Source organism: Aquamicrobium sp., assembly GCF_023954335.1.
In the GTDB taxonomy this organism is placed as follows: Bacteria; Pseudomonadota; Alphaproteobacteria; order Rhizobiales; family Rhizobiaceae; genus Aerobium.
In genome coordinates, this window is record NZ_JAMLIE010000001.1 from 1,054,789 (window position 1) to 1,080,945 (window position 26,157).

General features: G+C 68.1%; 22 protein-coding genes, 3 pseudogenes and 1 riboswitch. Of the genes and pseudogenes, 13 read left to right on the forward strand and 12 right to left on the reverse strand.

What is annotated here, in order from left to right; translation table 11 throughout:
- Positions 1–33 precede the first annotated feature (33 nt).
- From M9945_RS05230 to M9945_RS05265, 8 genes and pseudogenes are all read right to left on the reverse strand, one after another.
- On the reverse strand, positions 34–1,353 hold the full coding sequence (locus M9945_RS05230) for a heavy metal translocating P-type ATPase (protein WP_367944768.1): 1,320 nt from the start codon (positions 1,351–1,353) through the stop codon (positions 34–36).
- Positions 1,245–1,526: a hypothetical protein gene (locus M9945_RS05235; protein WP_367943695.1), complete on the reverse strand. Its 282-nt coding sequence runs from the start codon at positions 1,524–1,526 to the stop codon at positions 1,245–1,247. The genes M9945_RS05230 and M9945_RS05235 overlap by 109 nt, the downstream gene beginning before the upstream one ends.
- Positions 1,527–1,833: 307 nt before the next feature.
- A pseudogene (locus M9945_RS05240) lies at positions 1,834–3,182 on the reverse strand (IS3 family transposase).
- Positions 3,183–3,250: 68 nt separating this feature from the next.
- On the reverse strand, positions 3,251–4,159 hold the full coding sequence (locus M9945_RS05245; protein ID WP_367931654.1) for a DNA cytosine methyltransferase: 909 nt from the start codon (positions 4,157–4,159) through the stop codon (positions 3,251–3,253).
- A 216-nt stretch (positions 4,160–4,375) separates the two neighbouring features.
- On the reverse strand, positions 4,376–4,570 hold the full coding sequence (locus tag M9945_RS05250; RefSeq protein ID WP_367944769.1) for an AAA family ATPase: 195 nt from the start codon (positions 4,568–4,570) through the stop codon (positions 4,376–4,378).
- Between the two features lie 650 nt (positions 4,571–5,220).
- Positions 5,221–5,934: pseudogene (locus M9945_RS05255) on the reverse strand (UvrD-helicase domain-containing protein); the annotation flags it as partial.
- 16 nt (positions 5,935–5,950) lie between these two features.
- The gene (locus M9945_RS05260) at positions 5,951–7,111 is read right to left on the reverse strand and encodes a CaiB/BaiF CoA transferase family protein (RefSeq protein ID WP_367943696.1); all 1,161 of its coding nucleotides are present in this window, start codon (positions 7,109–7,111) and stop codon (positions 5,951–5,953) included.
- Positions 7,112–7,149: 38 nt separating this feature from the next.
- Entirely contained in the window at positions 7,150–8,241 is a 1,092-nt protein-coding gene (locus M9945_RS05265) for a CoA transferase (protein ID WP_367931655.1), read from the reverse strand.
- Between M9945_RS05265 and M9945_RS05270 the strand changes: the two are divergent.
- From M9945_RS05270 to M9945_RS05290, 5 genes and pseudogenes are all read left to right on the forward strand, one after another.
- Positions 8,196–9,395, forward strand: a pseudogene (locus tag M9945_RS05270) (AMP-binding protein); the annotation flags it as partial. The gene M9945_RS05265 and the pseudogene M9945_RS05270 overlap by 46 nt on opposite strands.
- On the forward strand, positions 9,392–9,787 hold the full coding sequence (locus M9945_RS05275; RefSeq protein ID WP_367943697.1) for a rhodanese-like domain-containing protein: 396 nt from the start codon (positions 9,392–9,394) through the stop codon (positions 9,785–9,787). The pseudogene M9945_RS05270 and the gene M9945_RS05275, both read left to right, overlap by 4 nt.
- 25 nt (positions 9,788–9,812) lie before the next feature.
- Positions 9,813–10,157 (forward strand): carboxymuconolactone decarboxylase family protein, encoded by a 345-nt coding sequence (locus M9945_RS05280; RefSeq protein WP_367943698.1) that lies wholly within the window; start codon positions 9,813–9,815, stop codon positions 10,155–10,157.
- Between the two features lie 73 nt (positions 10,158–10,230).
- Positions 10,231–11,073, forward strand: coding sequence for a 3-mercaptopyruvate sulfurtransferase (sseA, locus tag M9945_RS05285; RefSeq protein ID WP_367943699.1), 843 nt, complete (start codon positions 10,231–10,233; stop codon positions 11,071–11,073).
- A gap of 166 nt (positions 11,074–11,239) precedes the next feature.
- Complete coding sequence (locus M9945_RS05290) at positions 11,240–12,400, forward strand: GGDEF domain-containing protein (RefSeq protein ID WP_367943700.1); 1,161 nt, start codon at positions 11,240–11,242, stop codon at positions 12,398–12,400.
- Between the two features lie 27 nt (positions 12,401–12,427).
- Here the strand turns inward: M9945_RS05290 and M9945_RS05295 are convergent, their stop codons facing one another.
- Together M9945_RS05295 and M9945_RS05300 are read right to left on the reverse strand one after the other, a co-directional pair.
- A complete protein-coding gene (locus tag M9945_RS05295; RefSeq protein WP_367943701.1) occupies positions 12,428–12,634 on the reverse strand; it encodes a molybdopterin-binding protein in 207 nt (68 codons plus the stop codon).
- Between the two features lie 94 nt (positions 12,635–12,728).
- Positions 12,729–14,042 (reverse strand): cobyrinate a,c-diamide synthase, encoded by a 1,314-nt coding sequence (locus tag M9945_RS05300; RefSeq protein ID WP_367943702.1) that lies wholly within the window; start codon positions 14,040–14,042, stop codon positions 12,729–12,731.
- Positions 14,043–14,229: 187 nt separating this feature from the next.
- On the opposite strand from M9945_RS05300, the gene cobO reads away from it, so the two are divergent.
- Together cobO and M9945_RS05310 are read left to right on the forward strand one after the other, a co-directional pair.
- A complete protein-coding gene (gene cobO, locus M9945_RS05305) occupies positions 14,230–14,844 on the forward strand; it encodes a cob(I)yrinic acid a,c-diamide adenosyltransferase (RefSeq protein WP_367943703.1) in 615 nt (204 codons plus the stop codon).
- Positions 14,844–16,307, forward strand: coding sequence for a cobyric acid synthase (locus tag M9945_RS05310; RefSeq protein WP_367943704.1), 1,464 nt, complete (start codon positions 14,844–14,846; stop codon positions 16,305–16,307). The genes cobO and M9945_RS05310 overlap by 1 nt, the downstream gene beginning before the upstream one ends.
- Here the strand turns inward: M9945_RS05310 and cbiB are convergent.
- Entirely contained in the window at positions 16,291–17,259 is a 969-nt protein-coding gene (gene cbiB, locus M9945_RS05315; protein WP_367943705.1) for an adenosylcobinamide-phosphate synthase CbiB, read from the reverse strand. The genes M9945_RS05310 and cbiB overlap by 17 nt on opposite strands.
- A gap of 198 nt (positions 17,260–17,457) precedes the next feature.
- A riboswitch (cobalamin riboswitch) is annotated at positions 17,458–17,670 on the forward strand.
- Between the two features lie 182 nt (positions 17,671–17,852).
- On the opposite strand from cbiB, the gene M9945_RS05320 reads away from it, so the two are divergent.
- The 6 genes from M9945_RS05320 (at position 17,853) to M9945_RS05345 (ending at position 25,009) form a co-directional block, all read left to right on the forward strand.
- A complete protein-coding gene (locus tag M9945_RS05320; protein WP_367943706.1) occupies positions 17,853–19,748 on the forward strand; it encodes a TonB-dependent receptor plug domain-containing protein in 1,896 nt (631 codons plus the stop codon).
- Positions 19,748–20,608 (forward strand): ABC transporter substrate-binding protein, encoded by an 861-nt coding sequence (locus M9945_RS05325; RefSeq protein ID WP_367943707.1) that lies wholly within the window; start codon positions 19,748–19,750, stop codon positions 20,606–20,608. Before M9945_RS05320 ends, M9945_RS05325 begins: the two co-directional genes overlap by 1 nt.
- Positions 20,605–21,606 carry a FecCD family ABC transporter permease gene (locus M9945_RS05330; protein ID WP_367943708.1) on the forward strand — a complete coding sequence of 334 codons (1,002 nt, stop codon included), beginning with the start codon at positions 20,605–20,607 and terminating at the stop codon, positions 21,604–21,606. The genes M9945_RS05325 and M9945_RS05330 overlap by 4 nt, the downstream gene beginning before the upstream one ends.
- A complete protein-coding gene (locus M9945_RS05335; RefSeq protein ID WP_367930249.1) occupies positions 21,603–22,385 on the forward strand; it encodes an ABC transporter ATP-binding protein in 783 nt (260 codons plus the stop codon). The genes M9945_RS05330 and M9945_RS05335 overlap by 4 nt, the downstream gene beginning before the upstream one ends.
- Positions 22,386–22,431: 46 nt before the next feature.
- Positions 22,432–23,499 (forward strand): Ldh family oxidoreductase, encoded by a 1,068-nt coding sequence (locus tag M9945_RS05340; RefSeq protein ID WP_367943709.1) that lies wholly within the window; start codon positions 22,432–22,434, stop codon positions 23,497–23,499.
- Positions 23,500–23,611: 112 nt separating this feature from the next.
- On the forward strand, positions 23,612–25,009 hold the full coding sequence (locus tag M9945_RS05345; protein ID WP_367943710.1) for an MATE family efflux transporter: 1,398 nt from the start codon (positions 23,612–23,614) through the stop codon (positions 25,007–25,009).
- 4 nt (positions 25,010–25,013) lie between these two features.
- On the opposite strand, the gene M9945_RS05350 is transcribed toward M9945_RS05345, so the two are convergent.
- Positions 25,014–26,030, reverse strand: coding sequence for a GlxA family transcriptional regulator (locus tag M9945_RS05350; protein WP_367943711.1), 1,017 nt, complete (start codon positions 26,028–26,030; stop codon positions 25,014–25,016).
- Positions 26,031–26,157 lie beyond the last annotated feature (127 nt).

Here is a 26,157-nt window from a genome sequence, read left to right on the forward strand (position 1 = left end):
TGGGACACGGACAACGGTTCGAGGACCCGTCTGCTACCGCCCTTGGCGCGGTACTTGTCTGCGGTACGCTTGCCGCGGGAGAGGCATCCCTGTGCTGGCCGGGGCGGGCCGTTTTTCCGACGGCAGCTTCCTTTCTCCGCGGCGGATCGGGTCCCTGAGCAGGCGCAGCCCATTGAGCACCACCAAGACGGTTCCCCCTTCGTGACCGATCACGGCAAGGGGGAGAGGAAGCTCGAAGAACAGGCCACCTGTCACGAGGATCACCATGGCCCCCATGGCGAAAGCGAGGTTCTGACGGATGACCCGCGAGGTGCGCCGCGCCAGACGATGCGCCTCCGCAAGCCGCCCCATGTCCTCTGACAAAAGAGCCACGTCCGCGGCCTGGAGTGCAACGTCCGATCCCGCCGCTCCCATGGCGATCCCGACATCGGCGCGCGCCAAGGCTGCGGCGTCGTTGACGCCGTCGCCGACGAAGGCGACCTTGCCCATGGAAGCCAGTTCGCCTGTCACCCGGACCTTGTCCTGCGGCAGCATGTCGGCATGGATCTCCTCGGGCTTCAGGCCGAGTTCCTTTCCTATGCGCAAGGCTACCGGACGTCGGTCGCCCGTCATCATGACGATCTGCCTGACGCCTCCGTCACGCAGGGCTGCCAGCGCCGGACCGGACGTTGTGCGGGCCTGGTCCGCGATGGTCACAGCTCCCATGACCTGTGAATCCCGCCCGACATAGATGACCGTCTGCGTGTCGGCGGCGAGCGCTTTTAGCATCGGATCGTCGATGGATGCGCCCATCTGTGCGGCGAGGCGCGGATTGCCTGCCCACACCTGGCTCTCCCCATCCCTGCCGACCACGCCGGCGCTCGGGCGGGTAGTTGCCTCCTTCACATGGACAGGCTTGATGCCGCGGCCGGCGGCCTCCTCGCGGATAGCCGCCGCGCTGTGATGTTCCGACTGCGCTTCGATTCCCGCGAGCAGGGACAGGAAACTCCATTCGTCACCGTCAAGCGCGACAACCCCGGTGACCGATGCCCTCCCGGACGTCAACGTTCCTGTCTTGTCGAAGGCGAATGTGTCGACTGCAGCGAGGGTTTCGAGAGCGGCCCCGCCCTTGAACAGCACTCCGCCGCGAGCGGCCGCCGACAGCGCCGACAGGATTGCGGCCGGCACCGAAATGACGATTGCGCACGGGCTTGCCGCAACCAGCAAGGTCGCAGAGCGGTATAGGGCCTCCTCCCAGTCGCGCCCTAGCCAGTAGGGCGGTCTTCTGTTCGGCAGAAAGGCGGTCTCGGCGCATTGCGATGCAAACGAGATGGCGGTGCTCGACTGGCAGCGACATAGGTTCTCTTCATGAATGTCGCGCGATTCGATGCGGCGGTTTTCGGGTGCTCTGGATCGAACACTGGTTGCAGATCAAGATCGACCAGAAAGGGAACCATCTGTTCGCTATCGAACAGCGTGGGGAACTTGGTTTCGAGGATCAGCGTTGCGTCGCGGGCTTCGCCCTTGATCGCATGAATCGTGGACAACCTCTAGCGAACTGCCATTTGGACTGACAAAGACATTTCCCTGTTGATTTCCACCAGGAACTGACCCGGGATTAGCGGATATTTCCATCGAGAAGTGACCCATGTTTGAACCTTACCCCGCGTGTTTTCAGCGGGGGCTATGGAGTGATCGACATGGCGTTATTGAGCGTGATCCGACGCTGGCATTTTCGAGAACATTTATCGATCCGGGAGATTTGCCGCAGGAGCGGATTTGTCCGTCGTCAGGGTTTTTGGGACAACAGGCGGCGTGAGCTAACGGAGGCTCTGGTCCATCAGGTTTGTCACATTAGGCCGCTGCATCTCGATGAAGCAAGCGGCGCTGTTTGATGGTTTTGCGTTTGATCCTTTCCCTTTCCAGCGTGATGATATCGCCGCGCCCGAAGTAGACGTCGGCAGGGGTGAGATTGTCGAGGCTCTCGTGGTAGCGGCGGTGGTTGTAGTGATCGACGAACGCCGCGACCTGCTGCTCGAGATCACCCGGCAGGAAGTAGTTTTCGAGCAGGATGCGGTTCTTCAACGTCTGGTGCCATCGCTCGATCTTGCCTTGGGTCTGAGGATGGCAGGGCGCTCCCGCGCGTATGTTCCATGCCCTTGTCGGATAGCCATGCGGCCAGGTCGGAAGAGACGTAAGAGGGGCCGTTGTCGGACAACAGCCGCGGCCGCTGCACCACCCGGCGCTGTCGCAGCCAGAAGCCTGCAGCGCGATGGTCAGCGTGTCGGTGACGTCCTCGGCCTTCATCGTGGTGCAGCCCAGGCGATGATGGGGCGAGAGAAGTCGTCGAGCACGGTCGACAGGTAGAACCACCCCCCAGCCGATCACCTTCAAGTAGGTAAAGTCGGTCTGCCAGAGCTGGTTGGGCGCCGTCGTCTTGTCGTGGAACTCATCGGCGGCCTTGATGACGATGAAGGCGGGGCTGGTGATCAGGTCGTGGGCCTTGAGCAGGCGATAGACTGGAGGATCCTGAGACGAAGTAGCCCCTCGTGTCGGTGAAGGTGACCGCCAGTTCCCGTGGCGACAGCTCCGGCTCGTTCAACGCCAGCTCAATGATCTGATCGCGTTTCTCCTCGGGGATGCGGTTCCAGACCCGTTCGCCGGGGCCTGCGATCCTCCAGCGCATCGACACCGCCGGCCAGAAACGGTCATACCAGCGATTGAAGGTCGAGCGCGGAATACCGAGTTTTTGCAGCGTGCGCCGCGCCGACAGATGCGACTGCTCGACGGAGCCGAATGATCTCCAGCTTCTCGGATGCGGGGTATCTCATTCGCTAATGTCGCCTCCATCCGCAATCATGCTTTTTTTAAGAATCCGCAGTTCCAGCGCCTGCTCGGCGACGACCTCCTTGAGATCGCGCGCCTCCTTGCGCAGAACCTTCACCTCGTCGCTGGCGGCGGCGCGCGCCGTATCCCCGGCAAGCCGCCGCTTGCCGGCTTCCAGGAATTCCTTCGACCAGGTGTAATAAAGGCTTCCGCGATCCCCTGCGCCGGCACAGCGCCGCGATCGACTCTTCGCCGCGCAAGCCCTCCAGCACGATGCGGATCTTCTCCTCGGCCGAATATTGCTTGCGGGTTGCGCGGCGGATGTCTTTGATGACCTGCTCTGCCGGCGCTTTCCCGGTTCCGGATTTCTGTCTCATCTTCGCTCCTTTGAAAGGCTACGATGAACCAGAAATCCTCCGTTCTCAGTTAAGCCGATTTGGTCCCATCAGTGCTGACGCCGGACAGCCTCATGAAGGCGACCATAAAGCGTGGCGTAATCGGTTAGGCGCACGCGTCGGAACCGATCCGGCAGAAGTTCCGGTGGGATATCCTTCCAGCAGCCGCCCTGCGGGACATTCGCGACGCGTCTCCGATTGATCTCGGAGAGATTACTCGCGTGATGGTTAGGCGCCAACCCCGATCCGTCGCGGACGAAGGTCTGGAAAGGTGTCGGGTCGCCGGCGATTGAAAGCCTCGCTACGGCATTGGTGTCCACATCTTCCGTAAGGTCACCAATCGCCTCCCGCACCGTCACATATTCCCGCAGATCCTCCGTGGCGATGGGTGCGTGGGTGTGCCTGGGAAACGTGGCGGGAATTTCATCAACTGTCGCGACCAGGATAAAGCGATTGCGGAGCTGCGGTAGGCCATAGTCAGCCATGTTCACGACATCCGCGAAGACGTGATATCCTCGATCCTCGAAAAGCTTAAACAGCTCCTTGACGATGACGAGGTTGCGACCGTAGACAACGCCTGGAACGTTCTCCATCACGACACGACGCGGCTTTCGTCCGGCTGCCGTGAAGCCGTCCAGCAACCTGATGAAATGGACAAACAGGGCGTTGCGCGCATCTTCCAGGTGGAAAACGCCCATCGTGCTCACAGCCTGACATGTCGGTCCCGCGAAGAACCAGTCGATCTTTTCGATGCTAGCTCGCTCAACGACATTGGCGGCGGTAACGAGGGAGACGTCGCAGCAATCGACCACGGCTTTCGGATGAGCTTTCCTGAAGGTGCGTGCGGCATTCGCGTCGATATCGAGCGCCCACCTGATCTCAAGATCGGGGATAGCTGCTGCGGCCCCGGCCGACATTCCGCCACATCCGGAATAAAGGTCAATTGCTGTAGGTCGCATGATTCCCCCACTTTCACCGTAGGTAGTCTAAAGTAGTAACTCGCGTGGGTCGAGAAGTGCACTGTGGCATGTCCTACTGGTGCTCGCCTTCTTCGGCACGTGACAGACAGCTGAGTAAGCGCTAGCGCGCCGGATACGTTATGATCACCGGCCTCGACCTTCGCTTCAGGCGAACGCTGATCTTGGGGCGCATAGCCGCGTTTGGCGTGCACCAGCTCAAATGTCAGCTATTGGGTGAAGGCCAAGTTTGCCTGGATTGTTGGCGGCGCCGACGACGATGACGCCCGTCGAATTCGACGTGCCGTCCAGAAGCTCCAGCAGTCGATTGACGACACTGTTCCAATAATCCTCGTGGGATCGGTTATCCGAGGAACGTTTCGAGATGCCGTCAAATTCGTCGATGAAGAGAATAGACGGCGCATTAGCGGCAGCCTCAACTCGACAGGGGGGCGGGTCTGGCCTAGGCGCTTTCTCAGCCTCTGCATATCAACAGCGCCGTCCTTGCGGCCGGCAACGCGCATGAGGTGTTGCCAGGCTTCAGCTGGACCATAATGCGGCGCAGCCTTGTTCTCGATGCGCGCCGCCCAGAGATCCAGAAAGCGTCGTTCGGCACTAAACGGGTCAACAAAATCCGCGAAACAGATCGCCAGCCATGCTGGCAGCGTTACCCCATATCCTGACAGGCGCAGCCGATGTGGAAGGTCACAGAATTGCGATGCCATCAGGACTTCAGCACGAGTTCGGAAGAGCAAGAGGTCATCGCTCGTGAAGTCCGCAACTTTCATTTGCGTCCACTTCAGCCCTTGCTGGTCCGCCAGCGCCCGGATTCTCTCCGCTGTCTGGCCGTGCAACCCGTCGCGGTGTTTTTGCTTGTCGAGCACATCACTCCGTAACTCGGAGAAGATCTTGCGAAGCCCGGGGGAGGACGTGCGATAAATCTCCTTGAGGACAAAATTGGTGAAGCCGAGTGCCTTAACGCCTCGCAAGCGGTCGAGGAGCGGCTTGCCAGGTTTTGAGGCTCCCCCCTTGCGGCGTCCGATGCTGTCGTCGGAGAAGCCATAGATCGCCTGGGCCTCGTCGGCGAACACCGTGACTCCGCAGTCCGAAGGCAGCCGATTCACCAGAGCTTCGATCAAATCCGCTCGCTGCCCAACGAGGTCCTGCGCCTCGTCAATGACGACGTGCTCGATCTGCGCCAGTTCGTCTGCCACGTCCTCATCAGACTTCAACAGCTCGATGACGCGGGTAATGTTCTCTTCGTAGGAACCGGTCAGCCTCGCATTCGGGTCGTGCCCGGAGTGGATGGACCACGCATGCGAGTCGATGGTCGCTATCCGGATGGCAAAGGCTGCATCGCCAACGTAGGAATGCAGCCGTGCACGGATTTCCGCCACCGCTGTCCGCGTGAAGCTGATCATCCAGGTATTGCTGGCCTCGATATCCTCTTCGTTGATCAGGTGCGCGAGGCGCGCGCAGGCGACGGCTGTCTTTCCGGTTCCGGGCCCCGCCTCAACGACCAGCCGGGCATCCGTGAGCGCGGGATGCGCGGCATGGCGCACGATCGTGTAGGTGAAGACCGTGCCCGTGCCCGATACGGGCCGCCAGTCGAACCGGGAGCTGCGGCAATGGGGGCAGTTCGGCATCGGCGGGTGGCGGAAGCGGGCGCATTCGGCGCAGCGCTGGATGCGCAGTTCGCGCCCGTCGATGAAATCCCAGTACGCCTGATCGTCCGGCGTGGGCGTGGGCAGGGGCGTACCTTCGGGCAGATAGCTCATCGCCGGGATCCGTCCGTCACGAGCCTGCCGGTGCCGGCCAGGAGCCGTCGGCGAAGTCGGCGGTGTGCGCGCCGGGCTGCGCGCCGGGGCGCAGCTCTCCGGGCGTCCGCTCGAAACGCCACGGCACGCCGGCAACGTCGATCGCGCCCCAGTCCTTCGTCTGGAAGGTCGTGAGCATCTCGTTCTCGAGATAGTGCACGTTGTGGCGGAACTCGTCGTAGCCGGTGAACAGCGCCGCCGGCACGCCGGAGCGGCGCAGGAGGTCGAGCCAGTACTGCGCGGGGTGGGTGATGAACGCGGCATCGAGGATCTCGATCAGCGCGGCCCGGTTGCGGATGCGGTCCGGATTGCGGGCGAAGCGGGCATCGTCGGCGAGTTCGGGCCGGCCGATCGCGTTGCAGAGCGCTCGCCATTCGCGCCGCGAGCTGGCGGTGACCGCAAGCGGAATGTCCTGGGTCCGGAACGCCTGGTCGGGCACGAGATAGGTCACGGCGCTGCCCATCGGGGTCGGGGTCGAGCCCGACAGGTGCTCGGCGATCCGCACGCGCTGCAACGTCAGCGAGGCTTCGATCATCGTCACCTCGACCAGCTTGCCCTTGCCGGTCTTGCTGCGCTGGAGCAGGGCGGCGAGCACGCCTTCGACGATGCACATCGCCGTCGTGCAGTCGAAATGCCCGTACCAGCGCCAGCGCTGCAGCTTGCCTCCCGGCACGCCGTTGACGGAGCAGGAGCCGGTGAACGGCTGAAGGTGGGGATCGGTCGCGCCGACGCCGACCATCGGTCCCTCCCGGCCGAAGCCGGAGGCGGAGGCATAGACGAGCCGGGGGTTGAGGGCCGAGAGCTCGGCATAGCCGACACCGATCCGGTCGGCGACACCCGGCCGGAAGTTTTCGATGAAGACGTCCGCCTGCCCGGCAAGGCGCTGGGCGGTCGCGCGTTCCTCGGGCTGCTTCAGGTCGAGGACGATCGCGCGCTTGTTGAAGTTCATCGACACGTAGGTCGTGCTGAGGCCTTTCTTGCGCGGCGTGATGTTGCGGATGAAGTCTCCCTGCGGAGATTCGAGTTTCACCACGTCGGCGCCGAGCTGCCCGAGCAGGGTGCCGGCCCAGGGTCCGACGGCGCCCATGCTCGCGTCGAGCACGCGCAGTCCGGCCAACGGTCCTTTCAACTTGCTCATCTGTCGGGGCTCCAGATCGAAAGAGATCGACGCGTCGTTCATGGCCGGTCCAGTTCGGCGAGAATTGCCGATCGGTGCTCGTCGAGGCGGGGCGCGCGGATATACGCGTCGCGCCGGGTTTCGCCTTCGAAGCGGAACGGAATGCCGATCTGGCGCGAGACGGCGTCGGGGCCGTCCTCGACATCGACGAGCGGCTGCAGCAGCCTGACCTGCTCGTTGTCGAGGACCTCGGCGTAGTTCTGGAACTTGACCGATATGCCGCCGAGATCGTTGATCAGCTTGCTGATCTCGGCGCAGGTCATGCGGGCGAAGACCTCGCGGTACGGCCCGCCATGGGTGAAACGCCGATCGCCGAGATAGATGGTCGAACGCCAGTCCTCGTATTCGGGGTCGTCCACCAGATGGCCGAGGCCGATCGCCTCGCAGAACCTGGCCCAGGCGGCGCGCTGCCCGTGCCGGAAGTCGAAGGTGACCTGGCCATCGCTGGCGTCCCAGCCGGTGTCCGCCGGCCAGCGCGGGCCGTTCAGATGAAACCCCGTCCAGTCGTCGGTGCCGCCACTCTGGGCCGCGAAAAGGATCGTCTTCATCGACAGGATGCTGCCGAGGGCGCTCACCTCGAAATACTGGCCCTTGCCGCTGGCTTCCCGCTCGATCAGCGCGGCGACGACGCCCTGGAAGGCGTGCATCGCCGTCGCCTGGCCGACGATCTCGAAGCCGACGCGGCAGGGCGTGCCGCCACGGTCGCCGACATAGCGGGTAAAGCCCGACATGGCCTGCACGGTGAGCTCGGAGCCCGGCAGGCCGGCGAAACGTCCGCGGCTCCCCATGTCGTTGATCTCGCACACGACAAGCCGCGGGTGTTCCTGTGCCGTCCGCTGCCAGTCGATGGCGCTCGGAGCGGCCGGGTCCTCGTGGACGAACAGCACGTCCGCGCCCGCCAGAAGCCGGTCGAGCGTCGCGCGATCGCCGCCGCTCGTCAGGTCGAGCGCTATGCTGCGCTTGCCGCGATTCATGTGGTGGAATATCGCGGCGTCGTCGCTGCCCGGGATCGGCAGTCCCCATTCGCGCGCGCGGTCGCCATCGGACGTCGGGAACGACCGGACAGCCGAAAGGCGTGGTGCGCGACACAGGCGGCCATGTCGTCGCCCTCAACTGGTCGATGAAGGCGGTCTACGGGATCGGGCCGGGCGAGGTCTTCTGGGCCGCGTCCGACATCGGCTGGGTGGTCGGCCATTCCTACATCGTCTACGCGCCGCTGTTCGCCGGCTGCGCCACGGTCCTCTACGAGGGCAAGCCGGTGGGAACGCCGGATGCCGGCGCGTTCTGGCGGGTGATCGACAGCCACGACGTCAGGGTGCTGTTCGCCGCGCCGACGGCCCTGCGCGCGATCATCCGCGACGATCCGGACGGCCTGCATCTGCAGCGCCACGATCTCAGCCGTTTCCGCTTCCTGTTCCTGGCCGGCGAGCGTTCGGACCCGCACTCGGTCGCCTGGGCGGAGGACAAGCTCCAGGTGCCGGTCATCGACCATTGGTGGCAGACCGAGACGGGATGGGCGATCACCGCCAACCCGGCCGGGCTCGGGCTGCTGCCCGTCAAGCGCGGCTCGCCCGGCGTTCCCATGCCGGGATATGCGATCGACATCCTGTCGGACGAGGGCGAGGTCCTGCCCGCCGGCACGCTCGGCAACGTCGCGATCCGCATGCCGCTGCCGCCGAGCTGCCTGCCGACGCTCTGGAACGCCGAGGCCCGCATGCGCTCGGCCTATCTGGATCGCTTCCCCGGCTACTACAACACGGCGGACGCCGGCATCCTCGACGAGGACGGCTACGTCTACATCATGGCCCGCACGGACGATGTCATCAACGTCGCCGGCCACCGCCTGTCCACCGGCGCGCTGGAGGAGGTCATCGCCAGCCACCCCGCCGTCGCTGAATGCGCAGTGGTGGGGGTCGAGGACCCGCTGAAGGGCCAGGTGCCGTGGGGCTTCGTCGTGCGCAAGGCGAACGCCGGGGCCTCCGATGCCATCGAGGGCGAGATCGTTGCGCTGGTGCGCGAGCGCATCGGCCCCGTGGCGGCGTTGAAGACGGTTCTCGTCGTCGACCGGCTGCCCAAGACCCGGTCCGGCAAGATCCTGCGCGGCACCATGCAGAAGATCGCGGACGGCGCGGAATGGAAGATGCCCGCCGCGATCGAGGACCCGGCCGCGCTGGACGCTGTCACCGACACGATCGCCGCCCACAGGGCGCGCGTCACCCGAACGAATGGGAAGGAGCAGGCATGAAGAAGGGTTACAAGCAGATGCTGGAAGAGGCGCGCGCCAGGATTCGCACGCTGCCGGTCGACGAGGCGCTCGGGTTGCAGGGCAGGGACGATGTCGTCTTCGTCGATCTGCGCGATCCGCGCGAGGTCGAGCGGGAAGGGCGCATTCCCGGCGCCTTCCATTGCACCCGCGGCATGCTCGAATTCTGGATCGACCCCGAGAGCCCCTATCACAAGCCCGTCTTCGCCGAGGATAAGCAGTTCGTCTTCTACTGCGCGTCGGGATGGCGTTCCGCGCTTGCGACGCAGACCGCGCTCGAGATGGGGCTGGAACGCGCCGCGCATATCGAAGGCGGCTTCACGGCCTGGCGCGACACCGGCGGCCCGACCGAAACCCCGCAACGCAAGAAATGAACGACCAACCCGAAAGGACTTGAAAATGCTGAAATGGAAGGAATACCGCGCCAACGTCAAGAAGCGCGTCGGCGATCTCGGCAAGGCCGCGCCGGAGGTCGTCAAGGGCTACAGCGCGCTGGCCACCTCCGGCGACAAGGCCGTGCATCTCGACGGCAAGACCCGCGAGCTGATCGCCCTCGCGGTCGCCGTGACGACACGCTGCGACGGCTGCATCGCCAGCCATGTCGAGGCCGCCGTCAAGTTCGGTGCCACCAAGGAAGAGATATCGGAGGCTCTCGGCGTCGCGATCGCCCTCAATGCCGGGGCGGCGCTCGTCTATTCCGCCCGTGTCATCGACTGCTTCGACGAGATGAGCGCGGGGGCCTGACCGGCCTCAGGCAACGCATGGCTCCGGCCGCTCCCGTGGCCGGAGCCTTCCCGCCTTCCATGAGGAACGCTCGATGATGAATCCCCTGATCGCGTCGGAAGAACTGGCCGCGCTGCTGCGGCGGGGCGGGGTCGTCGTGCTGGATGCGACCTTCACCATGCCCGGCGCCGCGCCGGATGCCGCCGCCCTCTATGCGCAGCGCCACATCCCGGGCGCCATCCGTTTCGACGTTGACGCGGTCGCGGACCGTTCGTCGGACCTGCCGCACATGTTGCCCTCCGCGGAGGAGTTCGCCGAAGCGGTCGGCGCGATGGGCATCTCGAACGACAGCCATGTCGTCATCTACGACACGCCCGGCCTCATGTCGGCCGGCCGCGCCTGGTGGATGTTCCGCACCATGGGGCACGAGAAGGTTCAGGTCCTCGACGGCGGCCTGCGCCACTGGCAGGCGCAGGGGCGCGAGGTGACGAGCGTGGTCCCTGATCCCGAGCCGGCGCGGTACCGCGCGCGCCTCGACGCAGCCGCGGTCCGCAACAAGGCGCAACTGCTGGCCAACCTTGCCAGCGCCGCCGAGCAGGTTATCGATGCCCGTTCGGCCGACCGCTTCCATGCGCGCGTGCCCGAGCCGCGCCCCGAATTGCGGGCCGGGCACATTCCCGGCAGCCTCAACCTGCCGTTCGACCGGCTCACCGATCCCGCCACCGGGCGCCTGCGGCCGGCCGACGAGATCCGCGCGCTCTTCGCCGGGGCGGGCCTGCGCGATGATCGCCCTGTCGTCACCTCCTGCGGATCGGGCGTCACCGCCGGCGTTCTGTTCCTCGCGCTCGCTTTGATCGGCCGCACCGACGTCGCGCTCTATGACGGTTCGTGGACCGAATGGGGCCGGCCGGGCGATACGCCGGTGGAGACCGCCTGACCGTGCCGGCCGCCGATTCCGCGGCGCCGGCCTCTCCACGGAAAGAAGCCTTGGACAACAAGGCCTGAAGCCGGGACGGTTAAAATTGTCGCGGTTTCGGCAACACATCGGCAATACCCGATATCTACCTACATGGGGCAACTGCTTGCCTTCATGCGGGGACGAGATGAACAGCAAACTATTCATCAGTTTGGTGAACCCGATCATGGTGGGCGTGTTCACCTGCATGTTCGCCTGCATATGGCTGAGGATACGCAAGCCGTATCTCGGCTACGTCACCGCGGCTTGCGGCATCGCCACGGTGATGTTCCTCGTCCAGAGCTTCTGGCCCTTCGAGGACGCGCAGACCAACGTCGTCGTTATCAACGTCTCCCTGCTGGCAGTGATCGTCCTGCTGTCCGGCGCCGCGCTTGTGCGTGCGGGGCAGGCGTTGCCGATCGCCGCTTTTCTCGCGATCTCGGTCTGCTTCCTGACGGCCGTGGCCTGGTTCGTTTACGTCCAGCCTTCGCTGCCGGCGCGGCTTCATATCGCGAACATGGCGATGGTGGCGATCATGGCGCTCACCCTTCGCGGCCAGCTCCGTGCGCGGACATCGCACGCCGACACCATCCTCATCGGGGTTTCCTCGATGTGCGCGTTCTATTTCGTCTGGCGTTCGGTGTCGTTCTTCCTCTTCGAGGCCGAGAGCCTTCAGTTCGGCACGTTCACGATCGACCTTTTCTGGACGATGAACCTCCTGATGACCCTGGTCATGGCGGTCGTTCTGGCTATCGGCTACATCGTCGTGCTTGCCCACGACCTTTACGACCAGATCAGGAAGGAAGCCCACACCGACCAGCTGTCCGGCATCCTGAACCGGCGCGGCTTCGAGAGCGCCGCGCTGTCGTGGCTCGAGGAGAACCGGGAGGCGCCGGCAACCCTCGTCATCGCCGACATCGACCATTTCAAGACGATCAACGACACCTGGGGCCACGCCGCCGGAGACCAGGCGATTTCGCGGTTCGGGCAGCTTCTGGCGCAGCATGCCGGCGAGGGATATGTCGTCGGCCGGATCGGGGGCGAGGAATTTGCCGTGCTCATACCGCGCGGATCGGCGCAGGAAGCCCGCGTCTACGTGGAGACGATCCGCCGGGTTCTGTGCAGGCAGCCCATCCCCGGAATGCCGGAGGACTTCCGTTTCACGGTGAGCTTCGGCCTTCGCTCACGATCGTCGGTGGAAAGCCTTTCTGACATGCTGCGCGGGGCGGACCGGGCCCTGTATTCCGCCAAGGCGGACGGGCGGGATACGGTTTCGGTCGAGCTGGGCGCGGTGAAGGCGGCGGGCTAGGCCGGCGGTCCGGCCCCGTAACCGGCTTCAGTCGATGGCGACCATGACGTCGGAGGCCTTGACGACGGCGTAGGCCTGCTTGCTGACGGCAAGGCCCAGCTCCTCGACCGTCGCGTTGGTGATCGACGCGGTGACGACCGATCCGCCGATGTCGATCTTCACATGCGCGGTGGTCGCGCCTTTCGTCACCTCGACGATGGTGCCCTTCAGCATGTTCCTGGCGCTGAGCTTCATCTTCGCGTGCTCCCGATTGCCGCTCGCGATACCGTAGAGCGGCGCGGCAGGCGGTACAGCTCGGGGCCGGATGACGTGCTGGCTCTCGCCGTCCTCAGCCCCGCGCGATGGCGTGGAAGAAGGCGCCCGTGACATGGCCGCGCCTCGCGCCGGCAGGGCCGAGGGGCCGGCCTTCGCCGTCGAAGAGGTCGGCGAGGGGCGCGTCGCCGCTGCTTTCGACCAGCCGGGAATAATGGAACTCGTGGCCGTTTATCGTCGCGCCGGCGCGGCCGAGCGGGCAGTCCGCGGCGAGCCGCGCCTGCCGGTAGCCGAGATTGATGCGCCGCGCGGCGAAGCTCGTCGTGTGGCCGAGCAGGCCCGCCATGCGGTGGGCGACGCCGGCGCCGTCGACCAGCGCCTCACCCAGCGCCATGAAGCCGCCGCACTCGCCATGGACCGGGCTGGTGCGCGCGAAGGCGGCGAGCCGGTCGCGGAAATTGGCTGCCGCGGCCAGCCGGCCGGCGTGAAGCTCGGGATAGCCGCCCGGCAGCCAGCATATGTCGCAGGACGGGTCCGGCCCCTCGTCGGCGAGCGGCGAGAACGGCACGATCTCGGCCCCTTCGTCGCGCCAGTGCTCCAGCATGTGCGGGTAGACGAAGGAGAAGGCCGCGTCGCGGGCGAGCGCGATGCGCCGGCCGGGCGGCGGCAGGGCGCTCGCGGCGCTGCCGGCGGCGGGGGCGAGCGGCGCGGCCATCGCCTTGACGGCCGCGAGGTCGAGCGCGTTTTCGACCGCGTCGGCCAGCCGCTCGATGAAGGCGTCGAGGGCAGCGTGCTCGCCGGCCTGCACCAGCCCCAGATGCCGCTCCGGCAGGGTGAGCCCGGGGTCGCGCCGCAGCGCGCCGAGGACGGGAATGCCGATCCGCTCGATGGCATCGCGCGCCAGCGCCTCGTGGCGCGCGCTGCCCGCCTTGTTGAGCACCACGCCGCCGATCCTGACGCCGGCGTCGTGGGCGGCGAGGCCGCGCACGATGGCCGCCGCGGTCTGCGAATGGCCGGAGACGTCGTGGACGAGCAGCACCGGCAGGCGAAGGCGGCGGGCAAGGTCGGCCGCCGCGCCGGTCCTTCCCTTCGCCGCCGGTATGCCGTCGAACAGGCCCATGGCGCTTTCGACGATCACGAGGTCGGCCTCTGCCGCCTGCCGGCCGGCGAGCCTGTCGATGAAAGCAGGGTCCATCGCCCAGCTGTCGAGGTTGACGCCGGCATGCCCCGTCGCGGCCCGGTGATAGCCGGGGTCGATATAGTCCGGCCCCGATTTCGCGCCGCGCACGGCGAGCCCGGTGCGGGCGAAGGCGCGCATCAGGCCGATGGCGATCGAGGTCTTTCCCGCGCCCGAACGGTCCGCCGCGACGATGAAGCCGCGCGCGGTCATCGCCGGGTGCTCGCAGGGCAGGGGAAAAGGCGCGGTGGCAAGCGTGTCTTTCCGGCTGGGGCGTTTCCGGGCATTTAGGTGGGCGGTTCCGGCGCTGTCAACGTGACGCTGCGGCGCTTGCGAGCGCATCGCTTTGGTCTATTGTCGGCGCGTTTTTGGCCCCGGCAACAAGCGAGGATGGCTCGACATGAAGGACGTCACGCCCGAAGCGGCCGGGCGCCACAAGGCGAAGATGGTGCGGCGCAAGCAAGTCCAGGACGCCGAGGTGGCGCAGAAGACCATCGAGAAGGGGCTGCTGATCGTCAACACCGGGCCAGGCAAGGGCAAGTCGACGGCGGCCTTCGGGCTGGCGCTGCGCATGCTCGGCCACGGAAGGCGCGTCGGAATCGTCCAGTTCATCAAGGGCGCGCGCCACACCGGCGAGAAGGCCGCGCTCGAAGCCTTCGGCGACCTTGTCGAGTGGCATTCGATGGGCGAGGGCTTCACCTGGGAGACGCAGGATCTGGCGCGCGACATCGCCGCCGCCGGCCGTGCCTGGGACAAGGCGCTCGCCATGATGGCCGATCCCGCCTTCGGGCTGGTCGTCCTCGACGAGCTGAACATCGCCCTCCGCTACGACTATCTCGACCTCGACGCCGTGGTGGCGGCGCTGGCGGCGCGGCGCGAGGACCTGCACGTGGTGGTGACGGGCCGCAACGCGAAGCCGGCCTTGGTCGAGGCCGCCGACCTCGTCACCGAGATGGGGCTGGTCAAGCACCATTTCGCCGCCGGGGTGAAGGCGCAGGCCGGCGTCGAGTTCTGATGGCCGCCCGGGCGCTGATGTTCCAGGGCACCGGCTCGGACGTGGGCAAGTCGCTCATCGTCGCCGGGCTCGCCCGCGCGCTCACCCTGCGCGGGCTCAAGGTGCTGCCCTTCAAGCCGCAGAACATGTCGAACAACGCCGCCGTGACCGCCGAGGGCGGCGAGATCGGCCGCGCCCAGGCGCTTCAGGCGCTGGCCGCGCGCGTGCCGCCCAGCGTCCACATGAACCCCGTGCTGCTCAAGCCGCAGAGCGACGTCGGCGCGCAGATCGTGGTGCAGGGCAGGGTGTTCGCCAACGCCGACGCCGCCCGCTACCAGCACGTCAAGCAGCAGCTCATGGCCCATGTGCTCGACGGCTTCGGCAGGCTGCGCGCCGAGGCCGACATCGTGCTGGTCGAGGGCGCCGGCAGCCCGGCCGAGATCAACCTGCGCGCCGGCGACATCGCCAATATGGGCTTCGCCCGCGCCGCCGGCGTGCCGGTGGTGCTGATCGGCGACATCGACCGCGGCGGCGTCATCGCCAGCCTCGTCGGCACCCGCGCCGTCATCGACCCCGCCGACGCGGCGATGATCGTCGGCTTCGTCGTCAACCGCTTCCGCGGCGATCCGGCGCTGTTCGAGGGCGGCATGGTGGAGATCGCCCGCCGCACCGGCTGGCCGGCCTTCGGCCTCGTGCCGCACTTCCCCGACGCGCGCAAGCTGCCGGCAGAGGACGCGCTCGGCCTCACGCGCAAGGACGGCGCGCGCGCGTCCGGCGGGCGCGTGCGCATCGCGGTTCCCATCCTGCCGCACGTGTCGAATTTCGACGACCTCGACCCGCTGGACGCGGAGCCGGATGTCGAGCTGGTGCGCGTCTGGCCGGGCTCCGCCCTCCCGGGCGACGCGGATCTGGTACTGCTGCTCGGCTCGAAGGCGACGCTGTCCGATCTCGCCGTCCTGCGCGCGGCCGGGTTCGACATCGACATCGCCGCCCATCTGCGGCGCGGCGGCCATGTGCTCGGCCTGTGCGGCGGCTACCAGATGCTCGGCCGCACGGTCGCCGATCCTAACGGCATCGAGGGCGAGGCGAGCGCCGCCGACGGCCTCGGCCTGCTCGACGTGACAACCGTGCTGTCTGGCGAGAAGACGTTGCGCGCGGTGGGCGGCCACAGCGCCGATGGCGTGCCGCTCTGCGGCTACGAGATGCATATGGGCGTGACGGAGGGGCCGGACAGCGCCCGGCCTTTCGCGGTCCTCGACGGCGGCAGGCCGGAAGGCGCGACCGCGCCGGACGGCAGGGTGGCGGGAACCTATCTCCATGGCCTGTTCACCGACGACGCCCAGCGCGCGGCGTGGCTGGCGCGGCTGGGCGGGCAGGCGGCCGGCCTCGACTACGAGCGGCAGGTCGAGGACACGCTCGACGCGTTCGCCGCCCATCTGGAAGCGCATCTGGCGCTCGACGAGATGCTCAGCCTCGCCAGATGAGAAGCAGCGCCGCGCCGCCGAGAAGCGCGATCAGCAGCGCGTCGGCCGCGCGGTAGAGCGCGAGCGCGCGGCGGATGTCGGCCGGCGTCGCCTCGCGCCGCCCGCCTTCGCCCATGTAGCCGTCCTCGACCATGACGCCGCCATAGGCGCGCGGCCCGGCGAGGGCCAAGCCCAGCGCCCCGGCCATCGCCGCTTCCGGCCAGCCGGCATTGGGCGAGCGGTGGCGGCGCGCGTCGCGCCGCACGGCGCGCCACGCGTCCCCGGCCGAGGCGCCGCGCACCAGCGGGCAGGCGGCGACCACGAGCAGCGCGGTCAGCCGCGAGGCCGGCAAGTTGACGAGGTCGTCGAGCCGGGCGGCGGCCCAGCCGAACGCCTCGTGACGCGGCGTGCGATGGCCGATCATGCTGTCGGCGGTGTTGATCGCCTTGTAGGCGGCGCAACCCGGCAGGCCGCCGGCCGCTAGCCAGAAGGCCGGGGCGACGACGCCGTCGGAAAAATTCTCCGCCAGGCTCTCGATCGCCGCGCGGCACACCGCCGCCTCGTCGAGTGCCTGCGGGTCGCGGCCGACGATCCGCGACACGGCGACGCGCCCCGCGTCCAGCCCGTGCGCTTCGAGCGCCGACGCCACTGCGCCGACATGCGCGCCGAGGCTTCGCTGGGCGAACAGCGACGAGGCGATGAGTGCCGTGGCGGCAAGCCCGACGCCGCCGCCGAGCGCGGTCTGGACGCCCCATGCCGGAATGCCTGCGGCAAGGACGAGGACTGCCACCGTGAGGACGCCGCCGGCCCTGCGTCGCGCGGCGGGGAAGGCGGGATCGTTCAGCCTGCCGTCGAGGAAGGCGATCAGCCGGCCGATCCAGGTGACGGGATGGCCGATGGCGCGGAACAGGCGGTCGGGATAGCCGATCGCGGCTTCGGCAAGGAGCGCGAGGCAGGCGAGCAGGACGAACATCGGCGCGAACTCTTCTGCGAATCGGTGGTCGGTCGGGCGGCGGCGGCGAAGTCTACGCGCTTTCCTGCCGCGCCGATGCGGGGGCAGGGGAGCGTGCCGGCTCCGGCATCCGCCTGGGTGCACGGTTTCGCCCGCCGCTTTCCACAGGAACGGGCTTGCGGCGGAAAGAACCCGCCCGCCGGAGAGCAGGCGGAATTGACATTTTATGTGGTAAATGGTTTCCGTGTTTTCGGAAACGGTTCCGTTCACGGATGAAAAGGGAACACGGTTGGCCGCAAGGCCGAAGCCGGACTGCCCCCGCAACTGTAACCGCCGAGCTTTCTTCCATGACGCCACTGGCCCGAGGCCGGGAAGGCGGAGGAAAGCGACGACGCGGAAGTCAGGAGACCTGCCTTTTCCAGTCACCCATGCCGGGCCACGGGGTGTTGGCCAGGCGCGGTCGTCCGTCGCGGTGACACGGAAAGTCGTGTTGCCGCGCGCCGGAACGGCCTGAGGGTGGAGCCTTTCTCTCCAGCCTGTCGTCCTACCAGCCAGCGGCTGATGTCGAATTGCGGCGTGCCCTGATCGGGCCCGCCCGATGCAGGGGGATCAGGATGATCAGAACCATAGTCGCAGCGGGCGCATGCGCGCTCGTCCTGCCTGTCGTGGCGCAGGCCCAGGGTCTGCCCGACGCCGGCGGCGTCACCGTTCTCGACACGATCACGGTGACGACGCCGCTGCGCCGTGCCTCGTCGCTCGAGCGCACCACCTCGTCGGTGACGGTCATCGCGCGCGAGGAGATCGAGCGTTCCGCCGCCGTCGATCTCGCCTCGCTGCTGAAGACCCATGTCGGCGTGTCGGTCAGCCTGAACGGCGGCATCGGCGCGTCGGGCGGCACCGGCATGCGCGGCGCCAAGCCCTCGCAGACCCTCATCCTGGTGAACGGCGTGCGCATCAGCTCGGCCACCAACGGCTCGGTGTCGCTGTTCAACATCCCGCTCGAATCGATCGAGCGCGTCGAGATCGCGCGGGGGCCGCATTCGGCGCAGTACGGCGCCGACGCCATCGGCGGCATCATCAACATCATCACCGACCGCGGCGGGGCCTGCGCCAACGGCGCGGAGGCGTGCACCACGGTAACGGCCGGGGTCATGCATCCGTGGGGCGGCAGGCTGGCGCTCGACACGGCCGGGCGCAGCGCGGGCGGCTGGGACTATTCGTTCGGCGGCAGTCTGTTCGGCACGCGCGGCTACGAGTTCACCACGCCCCTGCTGCGAAGCCACGAGCCCGACGACGACGGCTTCGCGCGGGGTTCTTTCCACTATTCGCTGTCGAAGGACTACGACTGGGGCCGCATCTATTCCAGCGGCCTCGTCGCGCGCGCCCGCACCCAATACGACCACAACAGCCTCGCCCAGCCCAACGAGACCGAGACCGACACGCTGACCGGCAAGATCGGCGTCAGGCTGGATCACACGGACGACTGGAAGACGACGCTGGAGGTGACGGGCGGCGTCGACAACACTACCAACTTCCGCAAGGGTACGAATGTCGAGGCCGTGTTCGATTCCGCCCGCTTCGGCGTGCTGGCGCTCACGGAAGCCTCCTTCGCGACCGACATGGTCGACCATGTGCTCAATGTCGGCGTCGAGGCCTATCGCGAGCAGATCGACCCGACGGGCAACTACGCGCTGAAGCGGCGCGACCTCGTCGCCGCCTTCGGCCAGTACTCGCTCGAATATGGCGACCTCGTCGTCGATTCGGGGCTGCGCTTCGACTACAACGAGCAGTTCGGCGAGGCGACGACCTGGAATGTCGGCGCAAGCTACGCGCTGCTGCCGGAGCTGACCGTGCGCGCCTCCTACGCCACGGGCTTCCGCGCGCCGAGCTTCAACGACCTCTATTATTCCACCCCCGGCATCGGCGAGGGCAATCCCGATCTCCGGCCCGAGCGCTCCCGGTCGCTGGAGGCCGGCCTGAACTGGCGCCCGACCGCGCAAACCAGCCTCGACGTCAGCGTCTACCGCAACCGGATCAAGGACCAGATCGAGTGGAACCGGGAGAACTACCCGGCCTTGCCGATGTTCCCGGACAACATCGCCCGCGTCACGGTCACGGGCCTCGAGGCATCGCTCGACCATCGTTTCGGCGCGCGCTGGGGCGCGCGGGCGACGCTCGACCTGCGCCGGCCCATCAACGAGGAGACGGGCCGCTATGTCGACTATCAGGACCGCTTTCGCGCGTCCCTCGAGGTCGATTTCCAGGCGACGGAAAAGCTCTGGCTGAAGGCCGGCGTCTTCCATGTCGGCAAGCGGTCCGCAACGGTCAGCAACGCGCCGATGACCATGCCGGCCTACACCACGGTCGACGTCACCGGCATCTATCGCCTCGACGCGCAGTCCGAGCTCAAGCTGTCGGTCGAAAACCTGTTCGACAAGCGATATGAGCGCATCTACTACTACAACGCCATGGGCAGGACCATCAATCTGAGCTTCTCGCGGACCTTCTAATGAAGCGCACTCATCCGATACGCGCGGGACGGCTGCCCGCCCTCTTCGCGGCGTGCCTGTGGCTCGCCATGCCCGTGCCGGCGCAAGCCGCGCCGGCACGCGTCGTCTCGATCAACGTCTGCACCGACCAGCTCGCCATGCTGATCGCCGGCGAGGGCCAGCTCCACGCCGTCTCGGCGCTGGCGCGCGATCCCAACTCCTCGACGATGACGACGCAAGCGCAAGCCTACGCGGTCAACCACGCGCTGGCCGAGGAGATATTCCTGATGAAGCCGGACCTCGTCCTCGCCGGCACCTTCTCCTCGCGCGCCACCGTCGGCCTGCTGCGCACGCTCGGGATAACGGTCGAGGAATTCGCGCCGGCCCGCTCGTTCGACGACGTGCGCGAGAACATCCTGCGGGTGGGCGCGCTGCTCGACCGGCAGGGGCGCGCGGCCGCGCTGGTGGCCGAGCTCGATGCCGGCCTCGCCGCGCTCGCCGCCGAGCCGCCCTCCGGCCGCAAGATCGCGCTCTACGACGCCAACAGCTACACCACCGGAAAGGGCACGCTCGCCAATGAGATCTTCCACGCGGCCGGCCTCGTCAACGTCGCCGAGGAGATGGGCATCACCGGCAGCGGCCGGGTGCCGCTGGAGATGCTGATCGTGGCGCGGCCGGACATGGTGGCGACGAGCTTCCGCGACTACGGCGCGCCGGCGCTGGCGCAGGAGAACTTCGTCCACCCTGCCTTCGCCGCGCTGGAGGCGCAGAGCCAGCCGGTCGCGGTGCCGGTGCCCAACATGATCTGCGGCGCGCCGTTCACGCTCGAAGCCGCCTTCGTGCTGCAACGGGCAGCGGCGCAAGGTGGGGAGCGGCCATGAGCGAGACGGCGCGCTACCGCCTGCTGATCGTGGCGCTCGCCGCGCTCACGTTTCTCCTGTTCCTCCTGTCGCTGACCGTCGGCCCGGCGGCGATCGCCTTCGGCGACAGCATCGCGGCGCTGTTTGGAGGAGAGGCGGGCGAGATCGGCCTCATCATGCGCGAGATCAGGCTGCCGCGCGCCCTGCTCGGGCTGATGATCGGCGCGACGCTCGGCCTGTCGGGCGCGGTGCTGCAGGGCTATCTGCGCAACCCGCTGGCCGAGCCGGGCCTGCTCGGCATCAGCGCCATGGCCTCGCTCGGCGCGGTGCTGGCCATCTATACCGGCCTCGCCGCCGCCTTCATGCTGGCGCTGCCCCTGTCGGCGCTGGCGGGGGCCGTGCTCGCGGTCGTCGTCATCCAGGCGCTGGCGGGCGGGCGCGGCAATTCGCTGATCATCATCCTCGCCGGCATCGCGGTGTCGAGCTTCGCCGGGGCGATGACCTCGCTGGCGTTGAACCTCTCGCCCAACCCGTTCGCGGCGCTGGAGATCATGTTCTGGATGCTCGGCTCGCTCACCGACCGCTCGATGACGCATGTGTGGCTGGCCGGCCCGTTCATCCTCGTCGGCTGGGCCATGCTCGCCTCGCTCGGCCGTGCGCTCGACGCGCTGACGCTCGGCCCCGAAACCGCGGCCAGCATGGGGGTGGACATGCGCCGGGTGCAGTTCCTCGCCGTGTTCGGCACGGCCGCCTGCGTCGGCGCGGGAACGGCGGTGTCGGGGGCCATCGGCTTCGTCGGGCTGGTCGTGCCGCACATCCTGCGCCCTCTGGTCGGGGCGCGCCCGTCGCGGCTGCTGCTCGCCAGCGCGCTCGGCGGCGCCTGCGTCGTGCTCGCGGCCGACATTCTGGTGCGCCTCATCGCGCCGTCGCGCGACCTGAAGCTCGGCGTGCTGACGGCCATCGTCGGCGCGCCGTTCTTCCTGTGGCTGGTGTTCCGCGCCCGACGGAGGCTGGCATGACCCTGCTTTCGATCTCCGGCCTTTCGGTCCGGCTCGGCGGCAAGCCGGTGCTGGACGGCCTCGACGTGTCGGTGGCGGCCGGCGAGTTCGTCGGCCTGATCGGCCCGAACGGCGCGGGCAAGTCGACGCTGCTGCGCACGGTGCTCGGATTCCTGCCCCATGCCGGCACGGTGCTGGTCGGCGGGACGGACACCACGGCGCTGCGGGCGCGCGAGCGGGCGAGGCGCGTCGCCTACCTCGCGCAGGAGCGCGAGATCGCCTGGGCGGTGCCGGTGGAGACGGTGGTGGCGCTCGGGCGCGCCCCGCACCGGCCGGGCTTCGCCGCGCCCGGCGCGCGCGACCGCGAGATCGTCGAGGAGGCGATGCGGCGCATGGACGTCGCCGCCTTCCGCGGCCGCATCGCCACCGAGCTTTCCGGCGGCGAGAAGGCGCGGGTGCTGACGGCGCGGGCGCTGGCGCAGGACACGCCGCTGCTGCTCGCCGACGAGCCGACCGCCGGCCTCGACCCCGCGCACCAGATCGGGCTGATGCGGCTGTTCGGCGAGCTGGCCGCCTCGGGGCGCGGCGTCGTCGCCTCGCTGCACGATCTCGGCCTTGCCGCGCGCTGGTGCTCGCGCCTCGTGCTCATCGCGCAGGGGCGCATCGTCGCCGACGGGCCACCCGCCGCCGTGCTGACCCCGCAGCGCCTGCGCGACGTCTACGGCGTCAGCGCCTTCTTCACCGAGGTCGACGGCGCGCCGGTCGTCCATCCGCTCGACCTTGCCGGAGGGCAGGGGTAGCGCCAAGGGGTAGCGGACGTCGCGCGGGAGGGCTATCACCCGCGCGATGAAGACACGACGAGGCATGACGATGACGGCGCGCGACGACCGGGACGAGATCATCCTGTCCTGGCAGGAGCTGTTCGACCTCGCCTGCGGCTTCCTGACCGCGCACGGGCTTTCGCAGGCTCAGGCGCATGCGCTTGCCGGCGCGCTGTGCAAGGCCGAGCGCGATGGCTGCCGCTCGCACGGGCTCCAGCGCCTGCCGGGAACGGTGGAGACGATGGCGCATCCCGCCTTCAACCGCGATGCCGATCCTGTTCCGCAGGCGTTGACGCCGGCCGTCACCCGGCTCGATGCCGACTACGGCTTCTCCATCCTCGCGGCGGAGCGCGGATTGCCGCTGCTGGTCACCGGCGCGCGCCGGCTCGGCGTCGCCGTGCTCGCGGTCAACAACGGCTTTCATTCGACGGCGCTGTGGCCGCTGGTCGAGGAGATCGCCGCCCACGGCCTCGCCGGCCTCTCCATGAATCCGACCCATGACTGGGTGGCCCCGGCCGGAGGAACCGCCGGCGCGCTCGGCACCAATCCCATCGCCTTCTCGTGGCCGCGCCGGGGCCGTCCGCCCTATGTCTTCGACTTCGCCACCAGCGCCGCCGCGCGCGCCGACATCGCGCTCCATCGTCAGGAAGGGCGCGCGCTGCCGCCGGGCTGGGGCCTCGACGCGGAGGGCCGCCCGAGCACCGACCCCGCCGCGGTGCTCGCCGGTGCGATGCTGCCCTTCGGCGGCCACAAGGGCTCGGCGCTGGCGACGATGATCGAGCTGCTCGCCGGCCCCTTCATCGCCGACCGCACCAGCCGGCAATCGGCGACGTTCGACGGCGGGGCGAAGGCCGCGCCCTGTCATGGCGAGCTGATCATCGCCTTCGATCCCGCCCTCGTCGGCACGGCCCTCGGCAAGGACGAGGCCGCGCAGGACGCCGCCGAGGACCTCTTTTCCCGCATCGAGCGGCAGGGCGCGCGGCTGCCCGGCGCGCGCCGCCACGCCGCGCGGGCCCTCTCCGAAAGCCGGGGCATCGCCATCCCGAGGCCGCTCCACGAGAAAATCCTGTCGATGATGCCACCGGCCGGGTAGCGATGCGGCACCGGGCCGGAAGGCTCGCCTTCGGCGGCGATCCGTGGCAGAGCCTTCCCGCGGCGGGTCCCGCTGAACCCATCCACCCGGATCAATCCAGTCTGGTGAGAACGTGAACGGATCGAATCGATCTTCCGAGGTCATGGCGGCGAGCGAGGTCGCCTCGCCCTGGACGACCCATTTCAGGGAGACGGTCCTTCTCGGCCTGCCGCTGATCGCCGCGCAGCTGGCACAGATGGCGCTCAACGTCACCAACACGGTGGTCCTCGGCCGTGTCGGGCCGGAGGAACTGGCCGCGTCCGTGCTCGGCTGGCAGTTCTTCTTCGTCCTGTGGATGTTCGGCTCGGGCTTCGGCTTCGCGGTCATGCCGCTGGTCGCCAACGCCATCGGCTCGAACGACCCGCGCGGCGGGCGGCGCTTCGTGCGCATGGGCCTGTGGATCAGCTTCGCCTACGGGCTCCTGATGATGGTGCCGCTGTGGAACGCCGAGGCGATCTTTCGCGCCCTCGGGCAGGACCCGCGCATTTCGGCGCTGGCCGCCGCCTATATCGGCACGCTGAAATGGTCGCTGTTCCCGCAGCTCGCCATCATCGTCCTGCGCTCCTTCCTCGGCGCGCTCGGCCGGCCGGGCATCGTGGTGATCGCCCTGGTCGTCGGCGTCGCGATCAATGCCGGGCTCAACGTCGTGCTGGTGTTCGGCGGCGCGGGTCTGCCGGCGCTGGGCATGCAAGGCTCGGGGCTGGCGACCCTCATCGCAACCTGCTGCGTCGCGCTGTTCCTCGTCGTCCATATCTCGCGCCATCGCGTGCTGCGCCGGCAGGAAATCTTCGTCCGCTTCTTCAGGCCCGACATGCCGGCCATCGCCGAGGTCTTCCGGCTGGGCTGGCCGATGGGCACGACGGTCGTCGCCGAGGTCGCGCTGTTCACCGCAACCTCCTTCATGATGGGCGTGATCGGCCCGATGGAGCTCGCCGCCCACGGCATCGCCCTGCAACTGAGCGGCGTCGCCTTCATGATCCCGCTCGGCCTTTCGGCCGCGACCACGATCCGGGTCGGCCATGCCTACGGCGCCGGCAACCATTCCGACGTGTCGCGGGCGGCGATGACCTCGCTCGGCCTCGGCCTCGCCATCGCCTGCCTCTCCGCTGCGGTGTTCCTCACCGTGCCGCGCGCGCTGATCGCGCTTTATCTCGACATGGAGGCCGGGGCCTCGGCCCCGGTGATCCCGATCGCCGTGTCGTTCCTCGCCGTCGCCGGCATCTTCCAGATCGTCGATGGCGTGCAGGCCCTGTCGAGCGGCGCGCTGCGCGGGCTGAAGGAGGCGCGCGCGCCGATGGTGATCGCGCTCCTGAGCTACTGGGCCATCGGCGTCCCGGTCGGCTACGGGCTCGCCTTCCCCGCCGGCTGGGGCGGCATCGGCATCTGGTGGGGTCTGGCGATCGGCCTCGCCGCCGCCGCTGTCCTGATGACGGCACGGCTGCTGCGGAAAATCCGCCGGCCGGCGCCCTGACCGATCAGGCGCCATCATCCGCCGCAAGGCCGGTCTGGCCACGCTGCGCGTTGCGGTATCGGGCCGGCGTCACGCCCCGTTCGGCCCGCATGGTGCGCACGAGATGGGAGGCGTCGCAGAAGCCGCAGGCGAGCGCGATGGCGCTGATCGAATCCCCCGTCGCGCGCAGCCTCGACATCGCGGTGTCCAGCCTGATCTCGAGATAGGTCTTCTGCGGCGACCGGGCGAGGTCCGCCTGGAAGCGGCGCTCGAGCGTCCTGCGCCCCACCGTCAGCTCGGCCGCCAGCTCGTCCACGGTCTTCGGTATCTCGATGTTCTGCTGCATGCGCAGCACCGCGCGCTTCACCAGCGGATCGTCGATATGCCGGGCGAAACGCTGGCCGGGCTGCGGGCGCTCGCCGCTCAGCGCGTTCTCGATCATCATGATGTTGAGGCTCTTGATCGCCGCGGCCTGGCCGATATGGCGCTGGACGAGAAAGGCCGCCAGATGCGCCGCGCCGTGGCCGCCGGAGCAGGTCATCCGGTCGCGGTCGACGACGAATATCTGGTCCGAGATCGGCGTCTCGGTCTCGAAGCGGTCGACGAAGTCCTGATGGTGGAACCAGCTGACGCAGCAGCGGTAGCCTTGCAGCAGCCCCGCCTCCTGGAGGATGAAGACGCCGGTGCACAGCGCGATCAGCGGGACGTTCTTGGCCGCGGCCGACCGCAGATAGGCGACCGCCTCGGCGCTGATCGCGCTGCGGTCGCCGATCAGCCCGCCGACGACCACCAGATAATCGTACGTCCCCGCGTCGCGCAGCCACGTGTCCGGCTGCACCCGCACGCCGCAGCTCGAGCGGATCGCCGCGTGGTCGTGCGACAGCACCGACCACTCGCAGCGGATCGGCCGCGACTTGTCGGCCTCGTCGGCGGCGAGGCGCAGGACGTCGACGAAGCTGGCGAAGGCCGACAGGGTGAAGCGGTCGGCGAGCAGGAAGCCGATGCGCAGGCGTTTGTGCGAAGGCGACCCCGGTGCGGGCATGGCGCATTCCTTCAAGGCGGGTGTCGTGGATTTTCCAGCGGCAGCCGGCCGATGTCCAGCCCCCGCTGGTTGCATGGCTTCCGGCCGCGTGACGCAATCCTGCATTTCCTTTGACGCAAACCTTCCA